At 57.8% G+C, this 22,600-nt stretch carries 21 protein-coding genes and 1 riboswitch; of the genes, 16 read left to right on the forward strand and 5 right to left on the reverse strand.

Features of this window, described 5'->3' with window-relative positions:
* Window positions 1-30: 30 nt before the first annotated feature.
* The 12 genes from RCH93_RS06125 to dusB all read left to right on the forward strand — a co-directional run bounded on the left by RCH93_RS06125 (window position 31) and on the right by dusB (window position 11,288).
* Window positions 31-1,176, forward strand: a complete 1,146-nt coding sequence (locus RCH93_RS06125) for a chemotaxis response regulator protein-glutamate methylesterase (RefSeq protein ID WP_306547444.1) — start codon at window positions 31-33, stop codon at window positions 1,174-1,176.
* 25 nt (window positions 1,177-1,201) lie between these two features.
* Window positions 1,202-2,038, forward strand: a complete 837-nt coding sequence (locus RCH93_RS06130; RefSeq protein WP_306547445.1) for a protein-glutamate O-methyltransferase CheR — start codon at window positions 1,202-1,204, stop codon at window positions 2,036-2,038.
* 53 nt (window positions 2,039-2,091) lie between these two features.
* Window positions 2,092-2,661, forward strand: a complete 570-nt coding sequence (locus RCH93_RS06135) for a response regulator (RefSeq protein WP_306547446.1) — start codon at window positions 2,092-2,094, stop codon at window positions 2,659-2,661.
* 9 nt (window positions 2,662-2,670) lie between these two features.
* Window positions 2,671-3,096 carry a MazG nucleotide pyrophosphohydrolase domain-containing protein gene (locus tag RCH93_RS06140; protein ID WP_306547447.1) on the forward strand — a complete coding sequence of 142 codons (426 nt, stop codon included), beginning with the start codon at window positions 2,671-2,673 and terminating at the stop codon, window positions 3,094-3,096.
* 121 nt (window positions 3,097-3,217) lie between these two features.
* On the forward strand, window positions 3,218-3,643 hold the full coding sequence (gene rpsF, locus RCH93_RS06145) for a 30S ribosomal protein S6 (protein WP_306547448.1): 426 nt from the start codon (window positions 3,218-3,220) through the stop codon (window positions 3,641-3,643).
* 41 nt (window positions 3,644-3,684) lie between these two features.
* On the forward strand, window positions 3,685-3,924 hold the full coding sequence (rpsR, locus tag RCH93_RS06150; protein ID WP_306547449.1) for a 30S ribosomal protein S18: 240 nt from the start codon (window positions 3,685-3,687) through the stop codon (window positions 3,922-3,924).
* 66 nt (window positions 3,925-3,990) lie between these two features.
* Window positions 3,991-4,917 (forward strand): DUF2232 domain-containing protein, encoded by a 927-nt coding sequence (locus RCH93_RS06155; RefSeq protein ID WP_306547450.1) that lies wholly within the window; start codon window positions 3,991-3,993, stop codon window positions 4,915-4,917.
* Between the two features lie 84 nt (window positions 4,918-5,001).
* Window positions 5,002-5,463 carry a 50S ribosomal protein L9 gene (gene rplI / locus RCH93_RS06160; RefSeq protein ID WP_306547451.1) on the forward strand — a complete coding sequence of 154 codons (462 nt, stop codon included), beginning with the start codon at window positions 5,002-5,004 and terminating at the stop codon, window positions 5,461-5,463.
* A 267-nt stretch (window positions 5,464-5,730) separates the two neighbouring features.
* The gene (gene dnaB, locus RCH93_RS06165) at window positions 5,731-7,104 is read left to right on the forward strand and encodes a replicative DNA helicase (protein ID WP_306547452.1); all 1,374 of its coding nucleotides are present in this window, start codon (window positions 5,731-5,733) and stop codon (window positions 7,102-7,104) included.
* A 42-nt stretch (window positions 7,105-7,146) separates the two neighbouring features.
* Window positions 7,147-9,618 carry a leucine--tRNA ligase gene (leuS, locus tag RCH93_RS06170; RefSeq protein ID WP_306547453.1) on the forward strand — a complete coding sequence of 824 codons (2,472 nt, stop codon included), beginning with the start codon at window positions 7,147-7,149 and terminating at the stop codon, window positions 9,616-9,618.
* A 63-nt stretch (window positions 9,619-9,681) separates the two neighbouring features.
* The gene (lptE, locus tag RCH93_RS06175; RefSeq protein ID WP_306547454.1) at window positions 9,682-10,224 is read left to right on the forward strand and encodes an LPS assembly lipoprotein LptE; all 543 of its coding nucleotides are present in this window, start codon (window positions 9,682-9,684) and stop codon (window positions 10,222-10,224) included.
* 95 nt (window positions 10,225-10,319) lie between these two features.
* Entirely contained in the window at window positions 10,320-11,288 is a 969-nt protein-coding gene (gene dusB / locus RCH93_RS06180) for a tRNA dihydrouridine synthase DusB (RefSeq protein WP_306547455.1), read from the forward strand.
* Here dusB and RCH93_RS06185 read toward each other — a convergent pair.
* From RCH93_RS06185 to RCH93_RS06195, 3 genes are all read right to left on the reverse strand, one after another.
* Window positions 11,279-11,956: a tetratricopeptide repeat protein gene (locus RCH93_RS06185; protein ID WP_306547456.1), complete on the reverse strand. Its 678-nt coding sequence runs from the start codon at window positions 11,954-11,956 to the stop codon at window positions 11,279-11,281. The two genes, dusB and RCH93_RS06185, sit on opposite strands and share 10 nt — an antisense overlap.
* 162 nt (window positions 11,957-12,118) lie before the next feature.
* The gene (locus tag RCH93_RS06190; RefSeq protein ID WP_306547457.1) at window positions 12,119-14,377 is read right to left on the reverse strand and encodes a nitric oxide reductase activation protein NorD; all 2,259 of its coding nucleotides are present in this window, start codon (window positions 14,375-14,377) and stop codon (window positions 12,119-12,121) included.
* Window positions 14,378-14,382: 5 nt separating this feature from the next.
* Complete coding sequence (locus RCH93_RS06195) at window positions 14,383-15,195, reverse strand: CbbQ/NirQ/NorQ/GpvN family protein (RefSeq protein WP_306547458.1); 813 nt, start codon at window positions 15,193-15,195, stop codon at window positions 14,383-14,385.
* Window positions 15,196-15,386: 191 nt separating this feature from the next.
* On the opposite strand from RCH93_RS06195, the gene RCH93_RS06200 reads away from it, so the two are divergent.
* Together RCH93_RS06200 and RCH93_RS06205 are read left to right on the forward strand one after the other, a co-directional pair.
* Entirely contained in the window at window positions 15,387-16,238 is an 852-nt protein-coding gene (locus RCH93_RS06200) for a PHP domain-containing protein (RefSeq protein ID WP_306547459.1), read from the forward strand.
* A 21-nt stretch (window positions 16,239-16,259) separates the two neighbouring features.
* Window positions 16,260-17,648: a sigma-54 dependent transcriptional regulator gene (locus RCH93_RS06205; RefSeq protein WP_306547460.1), complete on the forward strand. Its 1,389-nt coding sequence runs from the start codon at window positions 16,260-16,262 to the stop codon at window positions 17,646-17,648.
* Between the two features lie 220 nt (window positions 17,649-17,868).
* On the opposite strand, the gene msrB is transcribed toward RCH93_RS06205, so the two are convergent.
* Together msrB and RCH93_RS06215 are read right to left on the reverse strand one after the other, a co-directional pair.
* On the reverse strand, window positions 17,869-18,939 hold the full coding sequence (gene msrB, locus RCH93_RS06210) for a peptide-methionine (R)-S-oxide reductase MsrB (protein ID WP_306547461.1): 1,071 nt from the start codon (window positions 18,937-18,939) through the stop codon (window positions 17,869-17,871).
* A gap of 252 nt (window positions 18,940-19,191) precedes the next feature.
* The gene (locus RCH93_RS06215; RefSeq protein ID WP_306547462.1) at window positions 19,192-20,310 is read right to left on the reverse strand and encodes a D-alanyl-D-alanine carboxypeptidase family protein; all 1,119 of its coding nucleotides are present in this window, start codon (window positions 20,308-20,310) and stop codon (window positions 19,192-19,194) included.
* A gap of 362 nt (window positions 20,311-20,672) precedes the next feature.
* A riboswitch (FMN riboswitch) is annotated at window positions 20,673-20,822 on the forward strand.
* 189 nt (window positions 20,823-21,011) lie between these two features.
* Between RCH93_RS06215 and ribB the strand changes: the two genes are divergently transcribed.
* Together ribB and RCH93_RS06225 are read left to right on the forward strand one after the other, a co-directional pair.
* Entirely contained in the window at window positions 21,012-21,674 is a 663-nt protein-coding gene (gene ribB, locus RCH93_RS06220) for a 3,4-dihydroxy-2-butanone-4-phosphate synthase (protein ID WP_306547463.1), read from the forward strand.
* A 205-nt stretch (window positions 21,675-21,879) separates the two neighbouring features.
* Window positions 21,880-22,593 (forward strand): hypothetical protein, encoded by a 714-nt coding sequence (locus RCH93_RS06225; RefSeq protein WP_306547464.1) that lies wholly within the window; start codon window positions 21,880-21,882, stop codon window positions 22,591-22,593.
* Window positions 22,594-22,600: the final 7 nt, after the last annotated feature.

Below are 22,600 nucleotides of genomic sequence, written 5' to 3' on the forward strand. Positions count from 1 at the left end.
GTTGGTCCACCCTCTGACCTTGACTGTTTCATGATTGGAAAAAAAATAAAAGTATTGGTGGTTGACGACACTATTGTCTATCGCAAGGCGGTCAGTGATATTCTTGCTGAAATGCCTGGGGTTGAGGTGGTGGGCGTGGCTCATAACGGCAAGATTGCCATTTCCAAAATACAGACGTTGAAGCCTGATTTGCTCACGCTGGACATTGAGATGCCGGAGATGAACGGCATTGAGGTCTTGCAATATTTGCAGCAGCATGCGCCAAACGTCTCCGCCATCATGGTCTCCACCCTGACCAGCGAAGGCGGCGACATGACCATGCGCGCCTTGGAACTTGGCGCCTATGATTTCATCTTGAAACCCAGCGCAACCAACATTAACGACAGCAAGCAGCAGCTCCGTACACTGCTCGCTCCATTGATCAAGGCTTTCCAAACCGGGCGGACCACGGTGGGCTCGTTGCAGGCGGGCGCGCGAAGCGGAGTTGTGGCTAGAAAGGTTGGAGCAGGCCCGACTGCAATGCGCCCAACAAGCGGAATGCCGCTTGCGGCAGGAGCCAGAAGCGTAGTGCCGGGAGCGGCAGCCAGTCGTCGGCAAGGAAAATCGGAAATTGTCACCATCGGCATTTCCACCGGCGGGCCGAACGCCTTAGCCCGAATGATGCCTATGTTGCCTGGCGATCTCGGCGTGCCGATCGTTATTGTTCAGCACATGCCGCCAGTGTTTACCAAATCATTGGCCAACAGTCTCAACGCGAAATGCGCTTTGACTGTGAAGGAAGCGCAGGACGGCGAACCTTTGCAAGCAAATGTTGCATATATCGCTCCCGGTGGTAAACAGATGAAACTCGTTGCTTCCGCCGACGGCACCAACCGATTGATCAAAATCACCAACGATCCTCCTGAGAATTCGTGCAAACCATCGGCTGATTATCTGTTCCGATCAGTCGCCGATTATTATGTGGGGCGGACCACGGCGGTGATTATGACTGGAATGGGCTCGGACGGCACCAAAGGATTGAAAATTCTGAAGCAAAAAGGAGCTTTGATTATCGGACAGAATGAGGATAGTTGCGTTGTCTACGGTATGCCTAAGGCGCCGGCTGAACTCGGCCTGACCGATGTTGTGACGCCGTTGGATAAAATTGCCGGTGAAATAGTCAAATCGGTCAAATGATGGATTCCTTCAAACGACGGTCCCCATGCTGAAAATTACACCGGAAGAGATCAAGCTCATAACTAAATATATCTACGAAATTTCGGGGATATATCTTGACGAGAGCAAAAAGTATCTCCTAGAGACCCGGTTGAACGCCATTGCCGAGGAACAGGGATGCTCCAGCTACCAGGATTTTCACAGAAAAGCCAAGGCCGACGCGTCGAAACTTATCGAACGAAAAATCATTGACGCCATCTCCACCAATGAAACGCTCTTTTTTCGCGACACTGGCCCATTCCAACTGTTGCAGCACAAAATTCTTCCGGAATTAATCGATGCTCGTGCAGCTAAATCATCTTTTTCAAAAACTAATTTAAAAATATGGAGCGCCGCCAGTTCAACTGGGCAGGAATTATACTCCATTGCCATTGTCCTTCAGGAACTCCTGGGAGACATGTCAAAATACTCCATTAAATTAATTGGAACCGACATCAGCGACGCGGCGGTCGCCCAGGCAAGCAGCGGAAAATACAATAAATTTGAAATAGAACGAGGACTTGCCCGGGACAAACTCACAAAATATTTCAGTTCGGTCGGGCAAACCTGGAAAGTAAACGACCAGATTCGGGCCATGGCCAACTTTCGTAAGTTCAATCTGATGTCGCCTTTCATTGGTTTGGGGAAATTTGACATTGTTCTCTGCAGAAATGTGGCCATCTATTTCACGCTTGAGGACAGAAAAAAATTGTTTAACAAAATTGCCGATGTCCTTGAGCCTGACGGCTATTTGATTATTGGCTCCACCGAGTCGTTGACGGGAATTTGTCCCCGATTTATCCCGAAACGACATCTTCGATCCATTTTTTATCAATTGAAATAAACGAAATAAACAATGTCCGAGCAAGCCGCGACTGAACGCTCAATGGTGCGCCTATGAACAGCATGACGATACTTGTCGCCGACGACGACCCGGTGATTCGGAAATTATTTGAAAAACGACTCAGCCGGGAAGGCTACGAAGTCACGGTGGCTGCCGACGGCGCCGAGGCGGCAAGGTTGCTGGACGCCATGGTGTTTGACGTGGTCATAACCGACTTGGTTATGCCCGGCGACATCGGCGGCATTGAATTGCTGAAAATAGCCAAAGAACGCAGCGTGGAAATCGAGGTGATCGTCATCACCGCCCATTCGTCCGTTGACACGGCGGTTGACGCCATGAAGAAAGGCGCTGTCGATTATTTGGAGAAACCGGTTAACTTTGACGAGTTGTTTCTTCGCCTGGAAAAAATATCGGAGGTCAAGGCCCTGATGAAAAACGCCGGCGATCTGCGCGAGGCAATGAACGTCACCGAAAATTCCGCCGCTCAAACCATCCAGGATCTGGAAATTATCAACAGCGCCCATCAGCAGATGCTCGACAGACTGGAAGATTTGCTTGGCAATCATCATCAAGATGAAGGCAGTCGGATAGAGCAGGCCCTGCAAATTTTGGAAAACCGATAGGCACGCATTGTGGATAAAACCGACACTTTGCTGCGAGGAGAGCATCTCAAAGGGTTTGACCGGTTGCTACATATTGTTGCGGTTTTGCGCGGCGAGAGTGGTTGCCCTTGGGATAAGCGCCAAAGCCCGACGTCGTTGAAAAAATATCTCCTTGAAGAGTGTCAAGAATTAGCGGAAGCCATTGACAAGGGAGAGGAATCCGAGATCCGCGACGAAATCGGCGATGTGTTTTTTATCCTCGCCATGCTGACCACGCTGTTGAGCGAACAGCAAAAATTTACCGCTGACGATGTTTTTGAAAGCATTGTCGCCAAAATGATCAGGCGACACCCGCATGTCTTTGCCGGCGTTCAGTATACAGACGAACAAGAATTGCGCGCTCAGTGGGCGCGTATAAAGCTGCAGGAAAAACAATCGCCCCCCGCCCTTCCTTAACTGCCTTTTCCCTTGACTTTACCTGCTGTTTCTTACTAACATAGTCGGCTTGTCCACTATAACCTTCTCGCTCTCACCGCCAGGATTGAAGCGAGGGCCACCATGACCACGAGGAGGAATCATGCGTCATTACGAAACCACGTACATCCTTCGCCCTAACTTGGGCGAGGAGCAATTCACCGAAATCATTGAGCGTACCAACGCCATCATCACCGATGACGGCGGCTCGATCATCTGCCTCGACCGTTGGGGCGTCAAGCGTTTGGCTTATGAAATCAACAGGGAAGTTCAGGGCTATTATGTGTACCTGAATTATGCCGCTCCGGGGAAAACCGTTGACGAAATTGAGCGCATCTTCAGGATTGACGACAGAGCGCTTCGCTATCTGACCGTTAAGCTCGGCGAAGGCATGAATGCGGAAGCAATCGAAGCCGAAAAACAGCGCATTGCTGATAAGGCTGCCGCCCGCGAAAGAGCTCAAGCTGAAAATGCCGAAGGCGATGAGTTTGACAGCGAATCGCTGGAAGACGACGCCGCTGAAGAGTAAATCGTCTCAACGCCACCAGGAACCATTTAAGGAGTTGCATCATGTCTCAACCCAAAAAAGTTTTCTCACGTCGTCGTGTTTGCCGTTTTTGCACCGATCAAGACGTTACCATTGATTACAAAGATCCTAAAACCCTGAGAAATTTTGTCACCGAACGAGGGAAGATCATTCCGCGGCGGATTTACGGCACATGCGCCAAACATCAGCGCGAGTTGACCGAAGCCGTGAAGCGGGCCAGACAATTGGCCTTGTTGCCCTACATGGGATCAACCCAGTTCTAACCCGTTTGGCAAGGCATGACAAATACCGGGCCCGGGTGGAAAAATCCTTCTTTTCCACCCGGTCAGTTGCTCATCCTCGGCGCGCTCTTTTTCATTCCGGCGTTGAGTCCGTCGCTCTTTGGGTGGTTGAGCGGGTTGTTGGCAGTTCCAGTTTTTCATCTGCTCACAATAAATGGATACAAAATAGGGATTGCGCTGTTGCGCTCCAGCCTCTTGTTGGCTGGATTCGGCGCATTGCTGACCCAAGGCGTTGAGACCTTTTTTTTCTCTCTGACGCTTGTTCCTTTGGGGTACACGCTTTTTACAAGCGCGCTTGCTGGGGAATCCGCAGCAAAAAGCGGGGGCAAAGGCGTTATAGCCCTCGGTTTGGCATGGATGGTTTTCTGGGGAGTGTACGGCCTTTTGGCAGGAACTAATCCCTACAACTATTTGCTCCGCGTGTTTGATGTTGGCTTTCAGCAGACTCTAGAGTTGTACAGCGCCCCTGAGGCGGGCATTACGCCTGAAATGCTGGCAAGTCTGCAGCAAATCACCAACAGTCTGCGAGAAACCATCCCCAAGTTGCTCCCTGGGTTGTTGACGTCTATGGTGATCCTGACGGTATGGATTAACATGGCCGTGGCCAACAGCCTGATGGCGCGATGGGGCGGCGCCGGCAAACCTCCCTGGGGAGAGTATTCGACATGGAGGCTTCCCGAACAATTGGTGTGGGCGCCTATTGTTGGCGTGACGCTCCTGCTGATCAGCAACGGCGTGTTGCAGCGTGCCGGCGGCTGGTTGACGCTTGTCGCCGGTTTGCTCTATTTTTTTCAGGGACTGGCGGTGGTTATTGCCTTGTTGGCACGATGGAAGGTTCCGGTGTTTGTACGCATCATTCTCTACTTTGTTTTGCTGATTCAAAGTTACAGTCTGATACTTCTTGCGATACTCGGATTAAGCGATGTCTGGCTCAACATCCGGCAGACGTCGAAAGAACGATACAATAACGAGTGAGCGCGCCGCATATTGAGGTGGTCTTGCTTTTGGCAGTTAATCGTTGATAACTGACACATACGATACAGGAAGAGGGTTCTATCAATGGAAATCATATTAAAAGAAACAATCGAAACTCTTGGCCAGGAAGGTGAAATCGTTAAGGTGAAACCTGGGTTTGCGCGGAATTTCCTTATCCCCCGACAAAAAGCGGTTCTGGTCAACAAAGCTTCGCTGGCCCGGCTGGACAAAGAAAAACAAGCCATTGCCGCCCGCCTTGCCGAGCAGAAAAAACAGGCTGAAGGATTGGCCGCGCAACTCGAAGGCAAGGTTGTTGCCGTTGCAAAACGTGTTGGCGACGAGAATCGTTTGTTTGGTTCCGTCACCAGCAATGACGTTGTGGTAGCCTTGCAGGCCGCTGGCGTTACTGTGGATAAAAGAGCGCTGGTCATGCCGGACGCCATTAAAACCGTTGGCGAGTATAAAGTGGGCGTGAAAACCGGCTACCAGACCACCGCCTTCGTGCTCGTCCAGGTTGTTCCTGAGACCATCGGCGACGTGCAGTAACAGTCGGCAGATCGCGCCAACCTCTTTCCAAGAGACGCGCAACCCCTGCATACGGCTCGCGACGAGCGGCGGTGAGCGAAATTTTTCAAATCGCCTTGGTGTGTTTAAGTGCCTTTTCTGCCTGCAGAAAAGGCACTTTCATTTTCAACGTGCCATCCACGGATGGTGCAGGTATAGTTGCGGCTGCATTTTAACGTCTCTTTTTCTTCAGCAGAGCATCCACGCATGCAGTACAATGTTCCTCCCATAAGCGCGCAAACAACCCGCATGATTCCCCCTCAAAACATCGAGGCCGAACAGGCGGTGTTGGGCACGATCCTGTTGCAAGACAAAGCCTTGTTGAAAATCGTCGAGTTGCTAGAGCCGGAGGATTTTTATCGCGACGCGCACAAGACCATTTTCGCGGCCATGCGCTCGCTTTTTGAAAAACACGAGCCCCACGATCTGATCACCGTCACTGGATTGCTCAATGATCAGAATAAATTGGAGGCTATCGGCGGCGCCGCCTATCTGGCCTCGTTAACCGACATTATCCCCTTTGCCGGCACCCTGCACCACCATGCCCAGATCATCCGCAAAAAATCGGTTCTCCGGCGTCTGATTCAAACCACCTCCGAGGTGGCGGCCCGCTGTTACGACGCCCAGGACGACATTGAGCAACTGGTTGATCAGGCCGAAAAAACCATTTTTGAAATTGCGCATTCCAACAAAGGACAGGGCTTTCAGGCCATGTCCACGATTGTGCCCCGCGCCTTTGACCGCATCACCAAGCTGTTCGACAAGCAGGAACACATCACCGGCGTGGCCACTGGCTACGATGAACTCGACCGCATGACCGCAGGCATGCAGCCCGCCGAGTTGATCATTCTTGCCGCCCGTCCCTCCATGGGCAAAACTGCGCTGGCGATGAACATCGTTCAGCACGCCGCCCTGATTGGCAAGGTGGCGGTGGCGGTTTTTAGCCTGGAAATGTCCATGGAGTCGCTTGCCCTGCGTATGCTCTGTTCCGTTGGCCGCATTGATTCGCAGCGCATCCGCACCGGCAAACTCCACGACAACGACTGGCCCAAGTTAACCCGCGCCACCGGCATGCTCGCCGACGCCCCGATCTACATCGACGACACCGCCGGCCTGACGGTGCTCGAAATGCGGGCCAAGGCGCGCCGCCTCAAATCCGAACACGATCTGGGCATGGTGGTCGTCGACTACCTGCAGCTGATGCAGGGCAAAAACAATTCCGAAAATCGGGCCCAGGAAATCTCTGAAATTTCCCGTTCGCTCAAGGCCATGGCCAAGGAGCTGAACGTGCCGGTGCTTGCCCTGTCCCAGCTCAACCGCAGCCTGGAAAACAGGACCGACAAACGCCCCCAACTCGCCGACCTGCGCGAATCAGGCGCCATCGAGCAGGACGCGGACGTCATCATGTTCATCTACCGCGACGAGGTCTACAACCGAAGCGAAGACAACCCCAACCGGGGTCTGGCCGAGGTCATCATCGGTAAACAGCGCAACGGCCCGACCGGCATAATCAAAATGACCTTCCTGGGCGAGTACACCACCTTTGAGAATTACACCAGCCGGATGTCTGCCTCCCACTATCCACCGGAGCCCGGCATGCCTGCTGAAGTCGACTTCAACTGAACCGTTTCCATCCATCCCTTTGGCACACACGCGCAATCCGTTATGCAAACCAACGACAAATACGATTTCAAGACCATCGAGCAACGGTGGCAACAACGCTGGGAAGAGGAAAAGACCAACAAAGTCAACCATCAACCCGGCCGCCCCAAGTACTACGTCCTGGAAATGTTTCCCTACCCCTCCGGGCGCATTCACATGGGCCATGTGCGCAACTATTCCATCGGCGACGTTATTGCCCGCTACAAACGGATGCAGGGTTTTAACGTCCTCCATCCCATGGGCTGGGACGCCTTTGGCCTGCCGGCTGAAAATGCGGCGATGAAACGCGGCATTCACCCCGCCTCCTGGACCTACGACAATATCGACTACATGCGCGGCCAGCTCAAGGCCATGGGGTTGAGCTACGACTGGGATCGGGAACTGGCCACCTGCAAACCGGATTATTACCGCTGGGAACAGCAGCTCTTTCTCAAGATGCTGGAGCGGGGACTGATCTACCGCAAGGAAACCACGGTCAACTGGTGCAATGATTGTCAGACGGTGCTGGCTCGCGAGCAGGTGATCGACGGAACCTGTTGGCGCTGCGATCATCCGGTGCTGCCCAAAACCATGTACGGCTGGTTTTTCAAAATCACCGATTACGTCGAGGAGTTGCTGGCCGATCTGGACAAGCTCGGCGGCTGGCCGGAAAAGGTGGTAACCATGCAGCGCAACTGGATCGGCAAGAGCACCGGGCTGGCCTGCGATTTCAAGGTGGAAGGCAGCGATCAGACCATCACCATCTTCACCACCCGGCCGGACACCATCTTTGGCGTCACCTTTATGTCGCTTGCGGTTGAGCACCCGTTGCTCAAAACCCTGACCGAGGGCAAACCGCAGCAACAGCAGGTCAACGCCTTTATTCAGGAAACCGTGATCGCCAAGCAGCGCTCCAGCCTGGATCAGGATCTGGAAAAACAGGGCGTGTTCACCGGCAGTTACTGCATCAACCCCTTTACCGGCGACCGGGTTCCGATCTACGCCGCCAACTTCGTGCTGATGGAGTACGGCACCGGCGCGGTCATGGCTGTGCCGGCCCATGACCAGCGCGATTTTGAGTTTGCCCGCAAGTACGACCTGCCGATTCGAGTGGTGGTGCAACCCGGCGACGAGGTTCTGGAACCGGCCGCGATGACCGCCGCTTCCGAAGAGCCCGGCGTGCTGACGGGTTCCGGTTCGTTCACCGGCATGGATTCGCTCAAGGCCCAGCAGGCGATCATTGACCATGCGACCCAGGAAGGATTTGGCCGGCCGCACGTCACCTATCGTCTGCGCGACTGGGGCATCTCCCGTCAGCGCTATTGGGGCGCGCCCATTCCGGTGGTTCATTGCGACTCCTGCGGCATTGTCCCTGTGCCGGAATCCGAACTGCCGATTTTGCTGCCCGGCGCCGGAGAACCCAAGGGCAGCCACAGCCCGCTTCACCAACAGGACGCATTCATTGCCGCTTCCTGTCCGCGCTGCGGCAAACCGGCCCGGCGGGAAACCGACACCCTCGACACCTTTGTTGAATCGTCCTGGTATTTTGCCCGCTACACCAACCCCAGTCTGGACAGCGCCCCCATCGACAAGGAAGCCGCCGCCTACTGGCTGCCGGTCGACCAATACATCGGCGGCGTGGAGCACGCCATTTTGCATCTGCTCTATTCCCGTTTCTTCACCAAGATGCTGCGCGATCTCGGTTACCTGGAGGTGGACGAACCCTTCACCAACCTGCTCACCCAGGGCATGGTGATCAAAGACGGGGCCAAGATGTCCAAGTCCAAGGGCAACGTGGTGGACCCCAACGACCTGATCGAGCAGTACGGGGCCGACACGGTGCGGTTGTTTTCCCTGTTTGCCGCGCCGCCAGAGCGCGACCTCGAATGGAACGCCCAGGGCGTGGAAGGGGCCTCGCGTTTCCTCAACCGCGTGTATCGCATGGTTGCGCACAACCTCGCCTGCTTTGACCAGCACGCCGGCGTTGACATGGCCGCGCTCAACGACGCCTCCCGCACGCTGCACCGGAAAACCCATCAGACCATCCGGCGGGTCACCGAGTCCATTGAGAGCAATTTTCACTTCAACACCGCCATTTCCGGGGTCATGGAATTGGTCAACCTGGCCGCGACCACGACCCAGGAAACGATTGCCCCTGCTGTGCTGCGCGAATCTCTGGAAACCATCCTCACCCTGCTGTTCCCTATGGCGCCCCATTTTTGCGAGGAACTGTGGTCCATTTCCGGTCATGGTCAGCAACTCCACAGCGCCGTCTGGCCGACCTACAATGTTGAAGCGGCCAAGGAAGACGAGATCACCATTGTGGTGCAGCTGAACGGCAAGGTGCGGGCCAAACTGCAGGCGGTGGCCGACATTGACGACCAGGCCTTGCAGCAGCTGGCGCTGGCGGATGAAAAAATCGTCAAAGCGCTGGACGGCAAACAACCGAGAAAAATCATTGTCGTGCAAAAGAAACTTGTTAATATCGTTTTGTAATCGATCATTTTCGCCTGCCAACGCCTATCGGCCGCTTTGCGGCGTCAGGGAACAAGGAGCGTCATGCTGAAAACAAAAACATTGGGATGGGGCTTGGTGCTGTGTTGCGCGCTGGTGTTCAGCGGTTGCGGCTACTACTTTCCCCATGTGTATGAGGGCGCGCATCGGGTGGTCTACATGCAGACCTGGAAGAACCGGACCAACAAGCTCGGCCTTGACATGAAAATTTATCAGTCGCTGTCGCGTTGGTTTCAAAAAACCGAGGCCGTTGACCTGACCAAGGAAAAAAGCGGCGCCGACCTCATCCTGGCCGGTGAAATTCTTTCCATTGATCTGCCCAGCGTCTCCTGGAACAGCGTCTCCGACGCCACCGGCACCAAGGTGCAGTTGTATGTCCGCTATGCGCTCAAGGATCTCAAGACTGGGAAGATTCTGTGGGAGGTGCCGAACAAGCTCTACACCGCCGACTACACGGTGCAAACAGCCACCAGCGCCGCCGACGACGAGGCCCTGAGCAAAATCATCGACGACATGTCCGAGCACATCTACCTCGGCGTTCTCAACAAACTCAGGAAACAACAAACGCAGGCGCAACCGGCCAACTGATTGCTGCCTCTCTCACATCTTTCTAAGGCGCCGCAGAGCATTCTGGGCGCCTTTTCCTTTTTCCCCTTCAAATAATGGATTCAACTGACTCTCTTGTGTATCCGCCGCTCGCCGTCGGCCCGCTGCGCCTGCAATCCGGCCTGGTGTTGGCCCCATTGGCCGGGTACACCGACCTGCCCTTTCGTCTGCTCTGCCGGGAAAACGGCGCGGCGCTGTGTTTTTCCGAGATGATCAGCTGTCACGGGCTGCTCTATGCCCAAAAAAACACCTTTGAACTGCTGCAGACCGTCGCTGCCGAGCGTCCGTTTGCGGTCCAGCTCTTTGGCGCCGATCCCGAGTTGATGGGTCGGGCGGCCGCCATCGTAGCCTCCTGGCCCGTGGATCTGATCGACATCAATATGGGCTGCCCGGTGCGCAAGGTGGTCAAAAAAGGCTGCGGCTCGGCCTTGATGAAAGATCCCCAACGGGCCGAAGCCATCATCCGGGCGGTGTGCGCCCAGGTTTCCCTGCCGGTGACGGTCAAATTCCGCAGCGGCTGGACCCTGGAGACCATCAATGCGCCCGACTTTGCCGCCATGGCTGAAGCGGCCGGAGCCGCGGCGGTGACCATCCATGCCCGCACCTGGGCGCAGGCTTTTGGCGGCGAGGCGGATCGGCAGGTGATCCGGGCGGTCAAGGCGGCGGTGTCGATCCCGGTGTTCGGCAACGGCGACGTTCTTTCGTATGGCGAAGGACTGGAGATGATGGCTGAAACCGGATGCGACGGCGTGATGGTGGGCCGTGGAGCGTTGGGCAATCCCTGGCTGTTTTCACCCGCAGGCCGGCCAGCAACCCTGGCGGGACGGATGCCGGTGATTGAGCGCTACCTGCAGTTAGCCGAGCAGTTTTTACCGATTGAGAAGGTGCTGTTCAAAGTCAAGAATCACACTTCGAAATTCCTCACCGGCCTCACCGGAGCAGCGGTGCTTCGTCAGGCCATCTATGCCTGCGCCGACGTTGACGAGATTGTGGCATTGCTGCGTGAACAGCGCGAAGAGGAAAGCAAACGGCCGATTCACTCCTGAGGCTCAGGGGTGATCAGCTTGGGTTTGGTCATGTTTTCCACCTGGCGGTACAGCTCGAGGGAGATGGCTTGGGCCCGGTTCAATTCTTCCCAGGACATGTCCATCATCAGGTTGTTGCGGTTGATTGAGGCAATAGTGTTGCCCCGGCTGGCGGCCAACGAATACCAGGCATAGCCGCGCGCCTTGTCGGTGTCGGTTCCGCTGCCGGTCGCATACATCAAACCGACGTTGGCCTGCGCCATGGCGTCGCCCTGCAGGGCCGCCTTCTCGTACAAGGTCAAGGCCTTTTCATAATCGCGTTCGCCCCCGAGTCCATTGTAGTAGAGATAGGCTAGGTCGTTTTGGGCGGCAAGGTTGCCTTGCTCGGCCGCGTCAGCGAGCCATTTTTTGGCCTCCAGATAATTCTGCGGCACCGTGCTGCCGCGCAGATACATGGCGCCGATAATGGCCAGCGACTCCGGCGACACCTTGCCCTGCTCCGCCGCCTGGAGCAGCCATTTGAATCCGCCGCGTTTGTCGGGATCCGTGCCCTGTCCCTGATAGAGCATGCCGCCGGTCACAAATTGGGCCTCGGCGTCGCCGCGCTCCGCCGCCTGCCGATACAAGGCAAGGGCGCGGGCGTAATCGACAGGCTGCCCCTTGCCGTAATAGGCGCGATAGGCCTGCACTTTGAGCTGCTGGGCTATCGCGTCTATCGCGTTGGTTGCATCTGCCTCCCCGCTTTGGCTCCAACAGGTTCCGGTTGCTACAAAAAAAATCGCCAGAAAGCAGCCGAACCATCGCATCGCCGCACCTGCCAATAACAAAAAGTTTTGCATAAGGGCTGCCTTTCAACTGGTCAGGGCGCGGTAAATTTCCGACATCCGCGCCGGCAGTTGTTTCACCTTGTCGATGAAGATGTAGTTGACCTCGCCGTACATGTGGTCCATGTATTCGTGGGCCTGACGGTCGATGGTGATGCAGAAGGGATGCACGCCCTGAGCCTTGGCTTCCAGCAAGGCGTGACGGGTGTCCTCGACCGCGTAGTCGCCCTTGTAGTCGTCGTAGTCCTCGGGTTTGCCGTCGGAGAGCATGATCAGCAGCCGGACCTTGGCCTCCACCTGGGCAAAGAGCGAGGTCATGTGGCGGATGGCCGGCCCCATGCGCGTGTATTCGCGGGGACCAATGGCGCTGATCCGTTGCCGCACCGCCGGGGTATAACGCTCGTCCATGCGTTTGACCGGAAAGAGCTCGCAGCGCAGACGCCGCATCCCGGAAAAGCCGTAGATGCCGTAGCGGTCGTTGAGCACTTCCAGCGACTCGCAGATCAGCACCAAAGCCTCCTTAATGGATTGACCCACCCAACCGGCGGTGGAGTTGGACATGTCCACCAAAAAATACACTGCAATGTCGCGCTGTTCGCGGGACAGGCGGATGAACAGCCGGTCCGAGGGCGGACGACCGGCGATGTTGTCGGCCAGGGATTCCACCAGGGCGTCAAAATCGATGTCGTTGCCTTCCCGTTGCCGCCGGACAAAGCGTTCGCTGGTCTGGAGCAGTTCAAACTGATGGCGCAGCCGGCGGATCTGACCGCGGTACCGCTTGAGGGTCTGTTCGATAAACGAGTTTTGCACCGGCGGAATCTCTTTTTCCGTGACCACGCACCAGTTTTTGCGGTAGCCCTTGCGGCGATAGTCCCATTCGTCGTAGACCACTGGCTCCGCGCTCCCGGGCTCGGTAGCGGAACCGCCGCCGTGCTTGCCCAGGGTGAACAGCTGTCCGGCCTTGCCTTCGGTGGCGCTGGGCGATTGGTCGGTCAGGGTGTTGCGGCCCGGTCGCTGCTGATCCTGCTTGAGCGTCTTGAGGTTCGCCTCGCTGACGTCGAATTGCTGCGCCTGGGATTGCATGAACGGCGTCAGTTGTTCCCAGGCGTTTTCCACCTCCATGATCAGGGCAATGTCCTGCCCCTGTTGGCCGGTGGAACCGTCCGGATTGCTCTCTGTCTGCGCGTCTTTCTTCACTGCGGGGAGTTTGGCGGTAACGGTCTGCATCAACCGCAACTCCTTGTCCGCTTGCTGCTTCATCCCCAGATTGCGCATCTCCTGAAGCCGCAACGTGCCCTGGAAAAGCAGGGGCCGGGTCAGGCCCAGATCTTCCTCGGGCCCCAGCAACGGCATCAGCTCGCGGACCGCTTCCACACTGACCTCGTTGTCCGCATGCGGTTCCTGACCACGGCGCAGCAGGGCAAAGGCCCGATCATCCAGGGGCGACGGCGGGGGCGGGGGCGATATGGCGCGCAGCAACCGCTGCTGTAGACGATCCAGCAGGTTGCAGGATTCGGCCTCGTCGCTGGAGAGCGGCAACCGGGGCAACAGCGGCGCCGCCTGGCGCATCAGGCCCGGCAGTTCGCCCCGCAGGAAGCTGAGCACTCGGTTGGTTTCAAAAAAATGGTAGAGACAGCGGGCCTGGGCAGGGACGCTGAATTCGGAGAAAAAGCAGTCGAGCGGATGGGCTCCCTTCTTGCGATGCGGCACATGCCGGGGGGCGGCAAAGGTTCCGGCCTCGAGGCAGGCCCACTGGAAACTGGCCATCAGTTTGTAGACGAGGAAGTTTTCCGCATGTTCGCTAAACACCCCGATCTCGCTGGGCAGATAGATTGATTCGGCATCGGTTCCGGCCTGGTCGGCGGCAATCAGCGGCAACTCCCTGCCGGCCAGTCCGTTGACGTAGGGCTGCAGCCGCGACCGCACGTCGATCAGCCTCAGGCCGCCCTGCCCTCGCTGGTGGCAGGCAAATTGCTGTTCCACATCTTCCATGAACACTTGGGCCCCGCGCAGCCCGCCGGTTTCATAGCGATCCAGCAGGGTGTGCACCCACAGCGACAACTCGTCCGGGGCCAGACAACAGAGCGCCGGGCCGGCGGCGGAAAGGTAGGCAAAGCAGAGCGAGTGCGACACCGGCCAAATGGCCGGCACCTGAGCAAAAATATCGTCGACGTGCTGGGCCTCGTCGGTTGCCAGCGGACTGAGGGCCTCTTCCACGTCCCATTCGTTGGGCAGGCTGGGGGCGACCAGTTGGTAAAACTTGGTTTTCAGGCTCTCCAGGTCCATGCGCGTCAGAACAGCGAGCTGACCATTTCGTCGAGGGCGGCAAGCATCTCCCGGTCGTCGGTGAGGGCCTCGCAGATGGCGGCGCGGCAGGCGGTTTTGATCGGAATGCCGCGTCCAATCAATTTGCCGGTCTGGATCAGCAGCCGGGTCGAAGCCCCCTCGGCCAGCCCGGAATCCTTGAGCCCGCGGGTCATGCCGGCCAACTTGACCAGCGGTTTGGCGATGTCCATTTTCAGCCGCCCTTCCTGGCAGACGATGGCCATTTCCTGGTCCGGCCCCGGATAATCAAAGGAGAGCGCGATAAACCGCTGCCGGGTCGAGGCCTTCAAATCCTTGAGCACGCTCTGATAGCCGGGGTTGTAGGAAACGGCTAGCATGAATTCGCTGGGTGCGGTCAGCAGTTCGCCCCGTTTTTCGATGGGCAGTTGCCGGCGGTCGTCGGCCAGAGGATGAATAACCACGGTGGTGTCCTTGCGCGCCTCGACAATTTCATCGAGATAGCAGATGGCCCCGGCCCGAACCGCCATGGTCAGGGGGCCGTCGGTCCAGACCGCCTCGCCGGCGCGGATCAGGTAGCGGCCCACCAGATCAGAGGTGGAAAGATCGTCGTGGCAGGAAACAGTCACCAGCGGGCGCTGCAGCCGCCAGGCCAGATACTGCATGAACCGGGTCTTGCCGCAGCCGGTGGGACCTTTTAAAAGCAACGGCGAACCATCGCGATAGGCGGCCTCGGCAATGGCCAACTCGTCGCCGGTGGCCAGATAGTACGGTTCCTCTTCAATCCGAAACTCATCAATTCGCAGTTGTCTTCCTGGCATGGGGCTCTCTCCACAAAAATGTTTTCATTCAATGGTAAGAACGGTTCTCACCCTTGACAAGCATGCTTTTCCAGGCGATTTCATTTGGTTATTGCGCAAAGCCAAGGCCATGAGTACACTGCCTGCACACCCTGTTGCAACCCTTTTCACCCGACGCGGGCCGTTCTTGCCGCGCAAAAAACGCTGACGCCATGTGTATCGATCTCCACACCCATTCCATCTATTCCGACGGCAGTTCGACGCCGGCGGAGTTGATCGAGCTGGCCGCGCACAATGGCCTCAAGGGTTTGGCGCTGACCGATCACGACACGGTCGAGGGGGTGACCGAACTGATGCGCCTGGGCGAGCAAGCAGGTCTGACGGTTCTCTCCGGGGTCGAAATCAGCACTACCCTGCGCCAATACACCCTGCACATCCTTGGTTACGGGATTGATCCCGCCAATCCGCTCCTGCACCAATGGCTCAAGCCGTTGCAGGAGGGCCGGGTGCGGCGCAACGAGATCATCCTGGAAAAATTGCAGGGTTTGGGCGTTGCCATCACTGCCGAGGAAATCCAGCAGATTTCCAGCTGCGGCCAGACCGGAAGGCCGCACATCGCCCGGTTGCTGATGGAGAAACGAGTGGTCGACAGCTTTGACGCCGCCTTTCGCCAGTATCTTGGCCGCAACAAACCCGCCTGGGAAGGACGCTTCAGCTATTCCGCCGCCGAGACCATCGACATGATCCACCGCATGGGCGGGCTGGCGGTTTTGGCCCATCCCGGTCAACTGGATCAGGAAATGCGGGCCCAATCCTTGCTGATCCGGGAGCTGGTGCTGCGGGGCCTGGACGGGCTCGAACTGTTTTACCCCACCCACACCCGCAAAATGACCAAAAAATTCAAAGCCATTGTTGCTGAACACAAACTCCTGGTTACCGGCGGCAGCGATTTTCACGGCATGACCCGCCCCACCCATCGCCTTGCCGGCAGGGCCCATGGCTTCTGTCCGCCCTGTTCCCTGCTCGAACCTCTCCTGGCCCGCCTCAACGGGCGCCAACCGTAATCTTTTCTGTTCCGAGCCGCCATGCACACTATTCTCATCGTTGACGACGAACCCAACTATCAAATCGTCCTGGCCGAACTGCTCAAGGACGAAGGCTACGAAGTCTTCACCGCCGACAGCGGCGTCGCCGGCCTGCCGATTGTCCACAGCACCGATCTGGACCTGGTGCTTTCCGACATGAAGATGCCGGGGATGGACGGCATTGAATTTCTTGCCAAAATCAAGGAATTCAACCGGGAGCTGCCGGTGATCCTGATCACCGCCTACGCCGAGGTGGAAAAGGCGGTCGAGGCCATGCGGCTCGGGGCCTTCACCTACCTGGCCAAGCCCTTTTCCAACCAGCAGTTGTTGGCCAGCGCCACCAAGGCCATCGAGCATTATGGTTTGATTCGGGAAATCAGGCGGTTGCGGGCCGAGGCCACGCCGCGCTCCGGGTTTGGCGGCATGATCGGCAAGAGTCCGTCGATGCGCGCGGTGTATCAGTTGATCGAAAAGGTGGCGCCTACGCCCTCCTCGGTGCTGATCACCGGCGAATCGGGAACCGGCAAGGAGCTGGTCGCCCGCGCGATCCACAACCTGAGCCCGCGCAAGGATGCGCCCTTTATCTCCGTCAACTGCGCCGCCCTGTCCGAGCATCTGCTGGAGAGCGAACTCTTTGGCCATGAAAAGGGGTCCTTCACCGATGCGGTGGTTATGCGCAAAGGGCGATTTGAGTTGGCCGACACCGGCACCCTCTTCCTGGACGAAATCGGCGAGATGCCGCCCCAGTTGCAGGCCAAACTGCTGCGGGTGCTGCAGGACAAAAGCTTTGAGCGGGTCGGCGGCAACGTCACCCAGCATGTCGACGTCCGCATCCTGGCGGCCACCAACAAAGATCTCAAGGACGAGGTCGACAGAGGACAATTCCGCGAAGACCTCTATTACCGGCTCAACGTCATCCACATCCACCTCGCCCCCCTGCGCGAGCGGGTTGACGACATCCCGGCCCTGGTCACCCATTTTATCGAGAAGAACAGCCGCAACCTCGGCAAAAATCTCGACATCTCGCCCGAGGCCCTGCGTCTGCTGGTCAGCCTGCCCTGGGAAGGCAATGTGCGCGAACTGGAAAACACCATCGAGCGCGCCGCCATCCTCTGCAACGGCGACAAGATCGAGGCCGGCGACGTGCAGCCCGATTCCAGTCAGTTGGCCAGCGCCCAGGAATGGAGCACCGGGCTGGAAATCAACCAGTTCATCCCGGAACATCTGAGTCTGGCCGAGGTGTTGAACGGCATTGAGGAAAAACTGGTGCGCAAGGCCCTGGACGACGCCTTCCATGTCCAGGCTCGGGCGGCGGAACAGTTGGGCATCACCAAGAGTTTGCTGCAGTACAAGATGAAGAAATATAATCTGCAGCGGCGCAAGAGGTGAGTTGAGGCTGGTTGGCTGGCACCGTGGCGGCGCCGTATGGCGGCGGAATGACGGTGATGTGGTGGTGAGGCGTTAGGTCAATTCGAGAGCATTTGTTCCATACAGTCGGTGTAAACGGCGCATAGGGTCCAGTCCCTCTGCGCCGTTTCTTTTTTACGGCGATCTCAACCCGTTCCCTGCAACGGCCACATTCCTGATGCACAATGCAAGTTGCTGCGCCCTATTTCTTGTCAAACAGAGGCAGATACTGCCCAAGCTCTTCTTCTGCTAGTTTTTCCTTGGGCACAAAACGCAGGGCTGCGGAGTTGATGCAGAAGCGTTGCCCCGTGGGGGCCGGTCCGTCGTCAAAAACATGACCAAGGTGGGAGTTGCCGCCCTTGCTGCGCACCTCGGTGCGGGTCGTGAACAGGGTTGAATCGTCTTTTTCAACAAGAGCGGTCTTGTTCACGGGCTGGGTGAAGCTTGGCCAGCCGGTGCCGGAGTCAAATTTGTCGGTCGAACTGAACAAGGGTTCGCCGCTGACCACATCCACATAAATCCCCTCTGCCTTGTTGTCCCAATAGGCGTTTTTGAACGGCGGTTCGGTGCCGTTTTTCTGGGTTACCTCATACTGCAGGGGCGTCAGGCGCTGCTTGAGCTCCTGCGGTTTGGCGGCTGTCGGACTCTCGATGTTTTTCCAGGTGTTTTCCAGAAACTGATCACGGCCGGAACCCGCCCGATACATCTTGTAGCGGAAGGGGTTTTTCTTGTCGTATTCCTGGTGATACTCCTCAGCCGGATAGAATTTTGGCGCCGGCAGGATCGGGGTGACTATCGGCTTCTGGAATACGTTGCTTGCCGCAATTGCCATTTTCGACGCCTCGGCCTGGACGCGCTGTTCCTCATTGGCATAGAAAATGGCCGTGGTGTAGGCGCGACCGCGATCAACAAACTGGCCGCCCTCATCGGTGGGGTCAATCTGCCGCCAGAAGACGTCGAGCAGGTGCGGATAGGCGACCCGACCCGGATCGTAGACCACCTCCACCACTTCGATGTGGCCGCCCGCCATATAGTTCTCATAGGTGGGATTTGCCGTTGAACCGCCGGCATAGCCGGACTGCACCGACAGCACGCCGTCAATCCGGGTAAAGGGCGGGGCCACGCACCAAAAGCAGCCGCCGGCAAACAGAGCGCGCTGTTGCTCCCCAGCCTTTTGCCCTTCCTGGGTTGCACCGCCGCTATGCGGATCGACAACGAAAATCATGCCGACCGCCACATAATAAAAAAATCTGGGAAAATGTCGCCAAAACATGGGTGGTCCTCCTTCTTGAGACCTCAGCTATATGAGAATCGTTCCTGACCAAAAGGATAAGACTGCTTGCCGCTCTTGCCACCGTTTATATTAGGGTAAGCAAAAAGAAGCGGCAAAAACGGCAAAAACAGCAAAAGGCGACGGCAACACAGATCGGCGCACAAAAAAAAAGCCCCTGTCGTTTCCAAACGGAATCGATAGGGGCTTTGGAGCCGCATTTAGTCGCTTTATGCGCGAATGGCGCGACAGCCTTCAGTCGCGGTTTTTATATTTCGAACGGACCCCGCCGGAACGGCGTTTCATCAGGAACCCGGCAACCACAAAAAAGCCCAGGAAGACGAGGAAACCCACGCCCAGGCCAATAAAAAACGTGCCCCAACCGCTTTTTTCCGACTTGGCCGCCGGCGCGGCGCCGTCCTGCGGGGCAGAACCTTCAGCGGATGCTGGGGCGGAGGTGTCAAAGGTGGCGTTGGCTGCGCCTGCAGTCGTCGCAGGCGTTGCCGGTTTAGCGGCGGCGCCGGCCAATTCAGGTTTGGGCGGCACGATGGCAAAGCCTTTGGCCAGCAGCTCCATGGCCTTGGCGTCGCGCACCTTGCGATCCTTGCTGCCCATGACCAGGGTGATGATCCGCACCCCGCCCTTCTTGGCGGTGGCGGCGATGGAGAAACCGGCCGCCTCATAGTACCCGGTCTTGAAACCATCGCACCCCGCCACCTGGGTCAGCAGCTTGTTGTGGTTGCGCATGATGAACTTGTCTTCACGAAATCCCTTGCTCTGGGTGCCCGTGTATTTCAGGGCCTCCGGCCGTTTGGCCAGCTCGCGGCAGAGAATCGCCAGATCGCGGGCAGTGGTCACGTCGGGTTCCTGGCCGTCCGAGGGCGGCAGACCGTGCACCGAGTTAAAACGAGAATTTTTCATCCCCAGGGCCTGGGCCTTCTGGTTCATCAGGGCGATAAAGCCCTCCTTGGAGCCGCCGATGTGGGTGGCTAGGGCCACGGCCGCGTCGTTGGCGGACTGCACCATCAGGGCGTAGATCAGATCCTCGACCGGAAACTGCTCCTTGGGATCGAGATAGACCTGGGAGCCGCCGGTTTTCGAGGCCTCGGGCGTCACCTGAACCATGTCGTCCAGCTTGAGCGCGCCCTGCTCGATGCGGTCGAGGATCACATAAAGATCCATCAGTTTGAGCACGCTGGCCGGATACACCTTGGCGTCGGCGTTGGCCTCAAACAGGGTCTTGCCGCTGTCGGCTTCGATCACCAACGCAGACACATAAGGGTCCTGGGAGATGACGTTTAAAGGGGTCCGGGCCGCCCAGGCAAACGGGGACAGCAGAAGTACGGCAAGCATGCAGAGGGTGATGCGCTTCATGGTTCTCAGCTCCTGATCTATCGGCCGTCGCAGTGCAGCGGCGGCGTATGGGATTGCGGCGGATTGATTCGACAAAAAAGAGGAACAACAACAGGGGCGGCAGATCCCAACCTTCGCCCTCCCGTGACGGGACAGTGGTCCGGAACAGTGTTGGCGCTGGGGTGCCGTCGCCTCTCTGCGTCCACGAAGAAAAACCGCAAAAGGCTGAGCTGTAATTACTGTTGAAGCGCTTGCCTGTCAAACACTTCTTCCCCCTCTGCGGAAAACTTCGTCCCCTGCAAGGACGCAACGAAATCCGGGGCGCGGCAGCCGGCCTGATCGGCGAAAGACTTGGCGCCGACTTCTGATTGCGGTATGGTGTCGGCTATTCTCAGGGCAGGGTGAAATTCCCTACCGGCGGTATGTCCACTTGCTGGACGAGCCCGCGAGCGCCTGCCGTTGTTTGGCAGGGTCAAGCAGATCCGGTGAGAGGCCGGAGCCGACGGTGACAGTCCGGATGGGAGAGAATAGGGTTGACGGTGGAATGCCGTGTCGCTCGCGGCGACGGCAGCGGTGCGCCTGCGTCTTGCACGCCGGACGCTGCGGCTGCGCTTGACGTTTGCGGCGCACAGGCAATCTCCGTCCGAAACCCGGGAACCGGCATCGGGCCGGTTCGTTCCCGCACGCCCTGATTCTGGTCACTGATCTTCCAGGAGGCTACCATGAATCAGACCCCAGACCTTTCACTCTTATCCCGCTTCGGCACCCCCCAACAACGCGTGAAAAACGCCCTGGCCGCCCTGGCCGAGGGGCGCGGCGTCCTGCTCGTCGACGACGAAAACCGGGAAAACGAAGGCGACCTCATCTTCGCCGCCGAATCCCTAACCGTCGAACAGATGGCCCTGCTCATCCGCGAATGCAGCGGCATTGTCTGCCTCTGCCTCACCGACGAACAGATCCGACGCCTTGAACTGCCGATGATGGTCGCCAACAACACCAGCAAAAACGGCACCGCCTTCACGGTCACCATTGAGGCACGGCATGGCGTGACCACCGGCGTGTCCGCCCAGGATCGGGTGACCACGGTTCGCGCCGCCATCGCCCCGGCCGCGCGCCCCTCGGATCTGTCCCATCCCGGCCATGTTTTCCCGCTGCGGGCCCAACCGGGCGGAGTGCTGACCCGACGCGGTCACACCGAGGGCACGGTCGACCTGATGCGGCTTGCCGGCCTGCAACCGGCCGGCGTGCTCTGCGAATTGACCAACCCGGACGGCACCATGGCCCGCCTGCCGCAGGTGGCGGCCTTTGCCGACAAACACCAGATGCCGCTGCTTTCGGTTGAGGATCTGGCGGCATACCGGCAAACCCGGCTCGCCGCCGCGTAACCTGCCCATCCCCGCCGGCGGAATCAGGCGCCGCCGGCGGTTTTTTGATCGTGAACGCAGGACGTCCTGCGCCTCAATCAACGCGCAAGCCGATTTTGATTGCCCTTCCCGCCCCAATCTTGCTATTTTCCATCGGTTGCGCCGCTCACCTGTGCGCGGTCGCATTTCCCCGATTGGCTCCGACTGACTGCAAGAGGAAGAGAATATGACGACGCAGGACAAACAACCGCTCTTTTTAGGCGATCTGTGCGCACGGTGGCGCATGGACGCGGATCAAATTCTGGAAATCGCCCTGGCCGGCAAGCTCGAGTTGTGGATCGATTTCACCAAGGTGTTGGTGCGCAAGGCGGGCAAGGTTGACGGGGCCAAAAAAAAGAAGGCACAGGCCCCGCAATTCCACGAACTGATCGAGCTCAAACCGCAAGCGGAGATTTTGAGCCAACTGCAGGGGCGATGCGACCGGCTGCTAATTGGCGCCGAATTTCCCTGTCTCAACGCCAAGGACAAAGAGGTTGCGGTCAGCAACTCAGTGGGCGAGGAATGGGGCGAAACCAGCATGCTCGGCCTCCAGCCGACCAGTCTCTACGCCCGGCTGGACGATGTGATCCGGTTCGAGCGCAAACACAAGATCGGGCCGCCCCCGGCCGATTTCAAAGAGCCTGAACAACGGACGCCCTGCTGCAAATCGGCCGCGCCCGGCAACAGCGTCGAGCATCCCTGCTTTGCCCCGGAATTGCACGCCGCCAACCAGTGTTGGGCGGCTCTTTTCAGCCAGGAGGAGACTGCGGCCGAGATGAAAAAGGCGGACGTCCTGACGTGGCTGCGGCAAGAACATCCCGAGCTTTCCAAGGCCGCCGTCGAACGCATTGCCCAGGTGGTCACCCCGCAAAACAGCAGGCGCCGCTCAGCGGATCATTAACCCAACG

It is taken from the genome of Desulfobulbus sp. (assembly GCF_030824455.1).
In the GTDB taxonomy this organism is placed as follows: domain Bacteria; phylum Desulfobacterota; class Desulfobulbia; order Desulfobulbales; family Desulfobulbaceae; genus Desulfobulbus.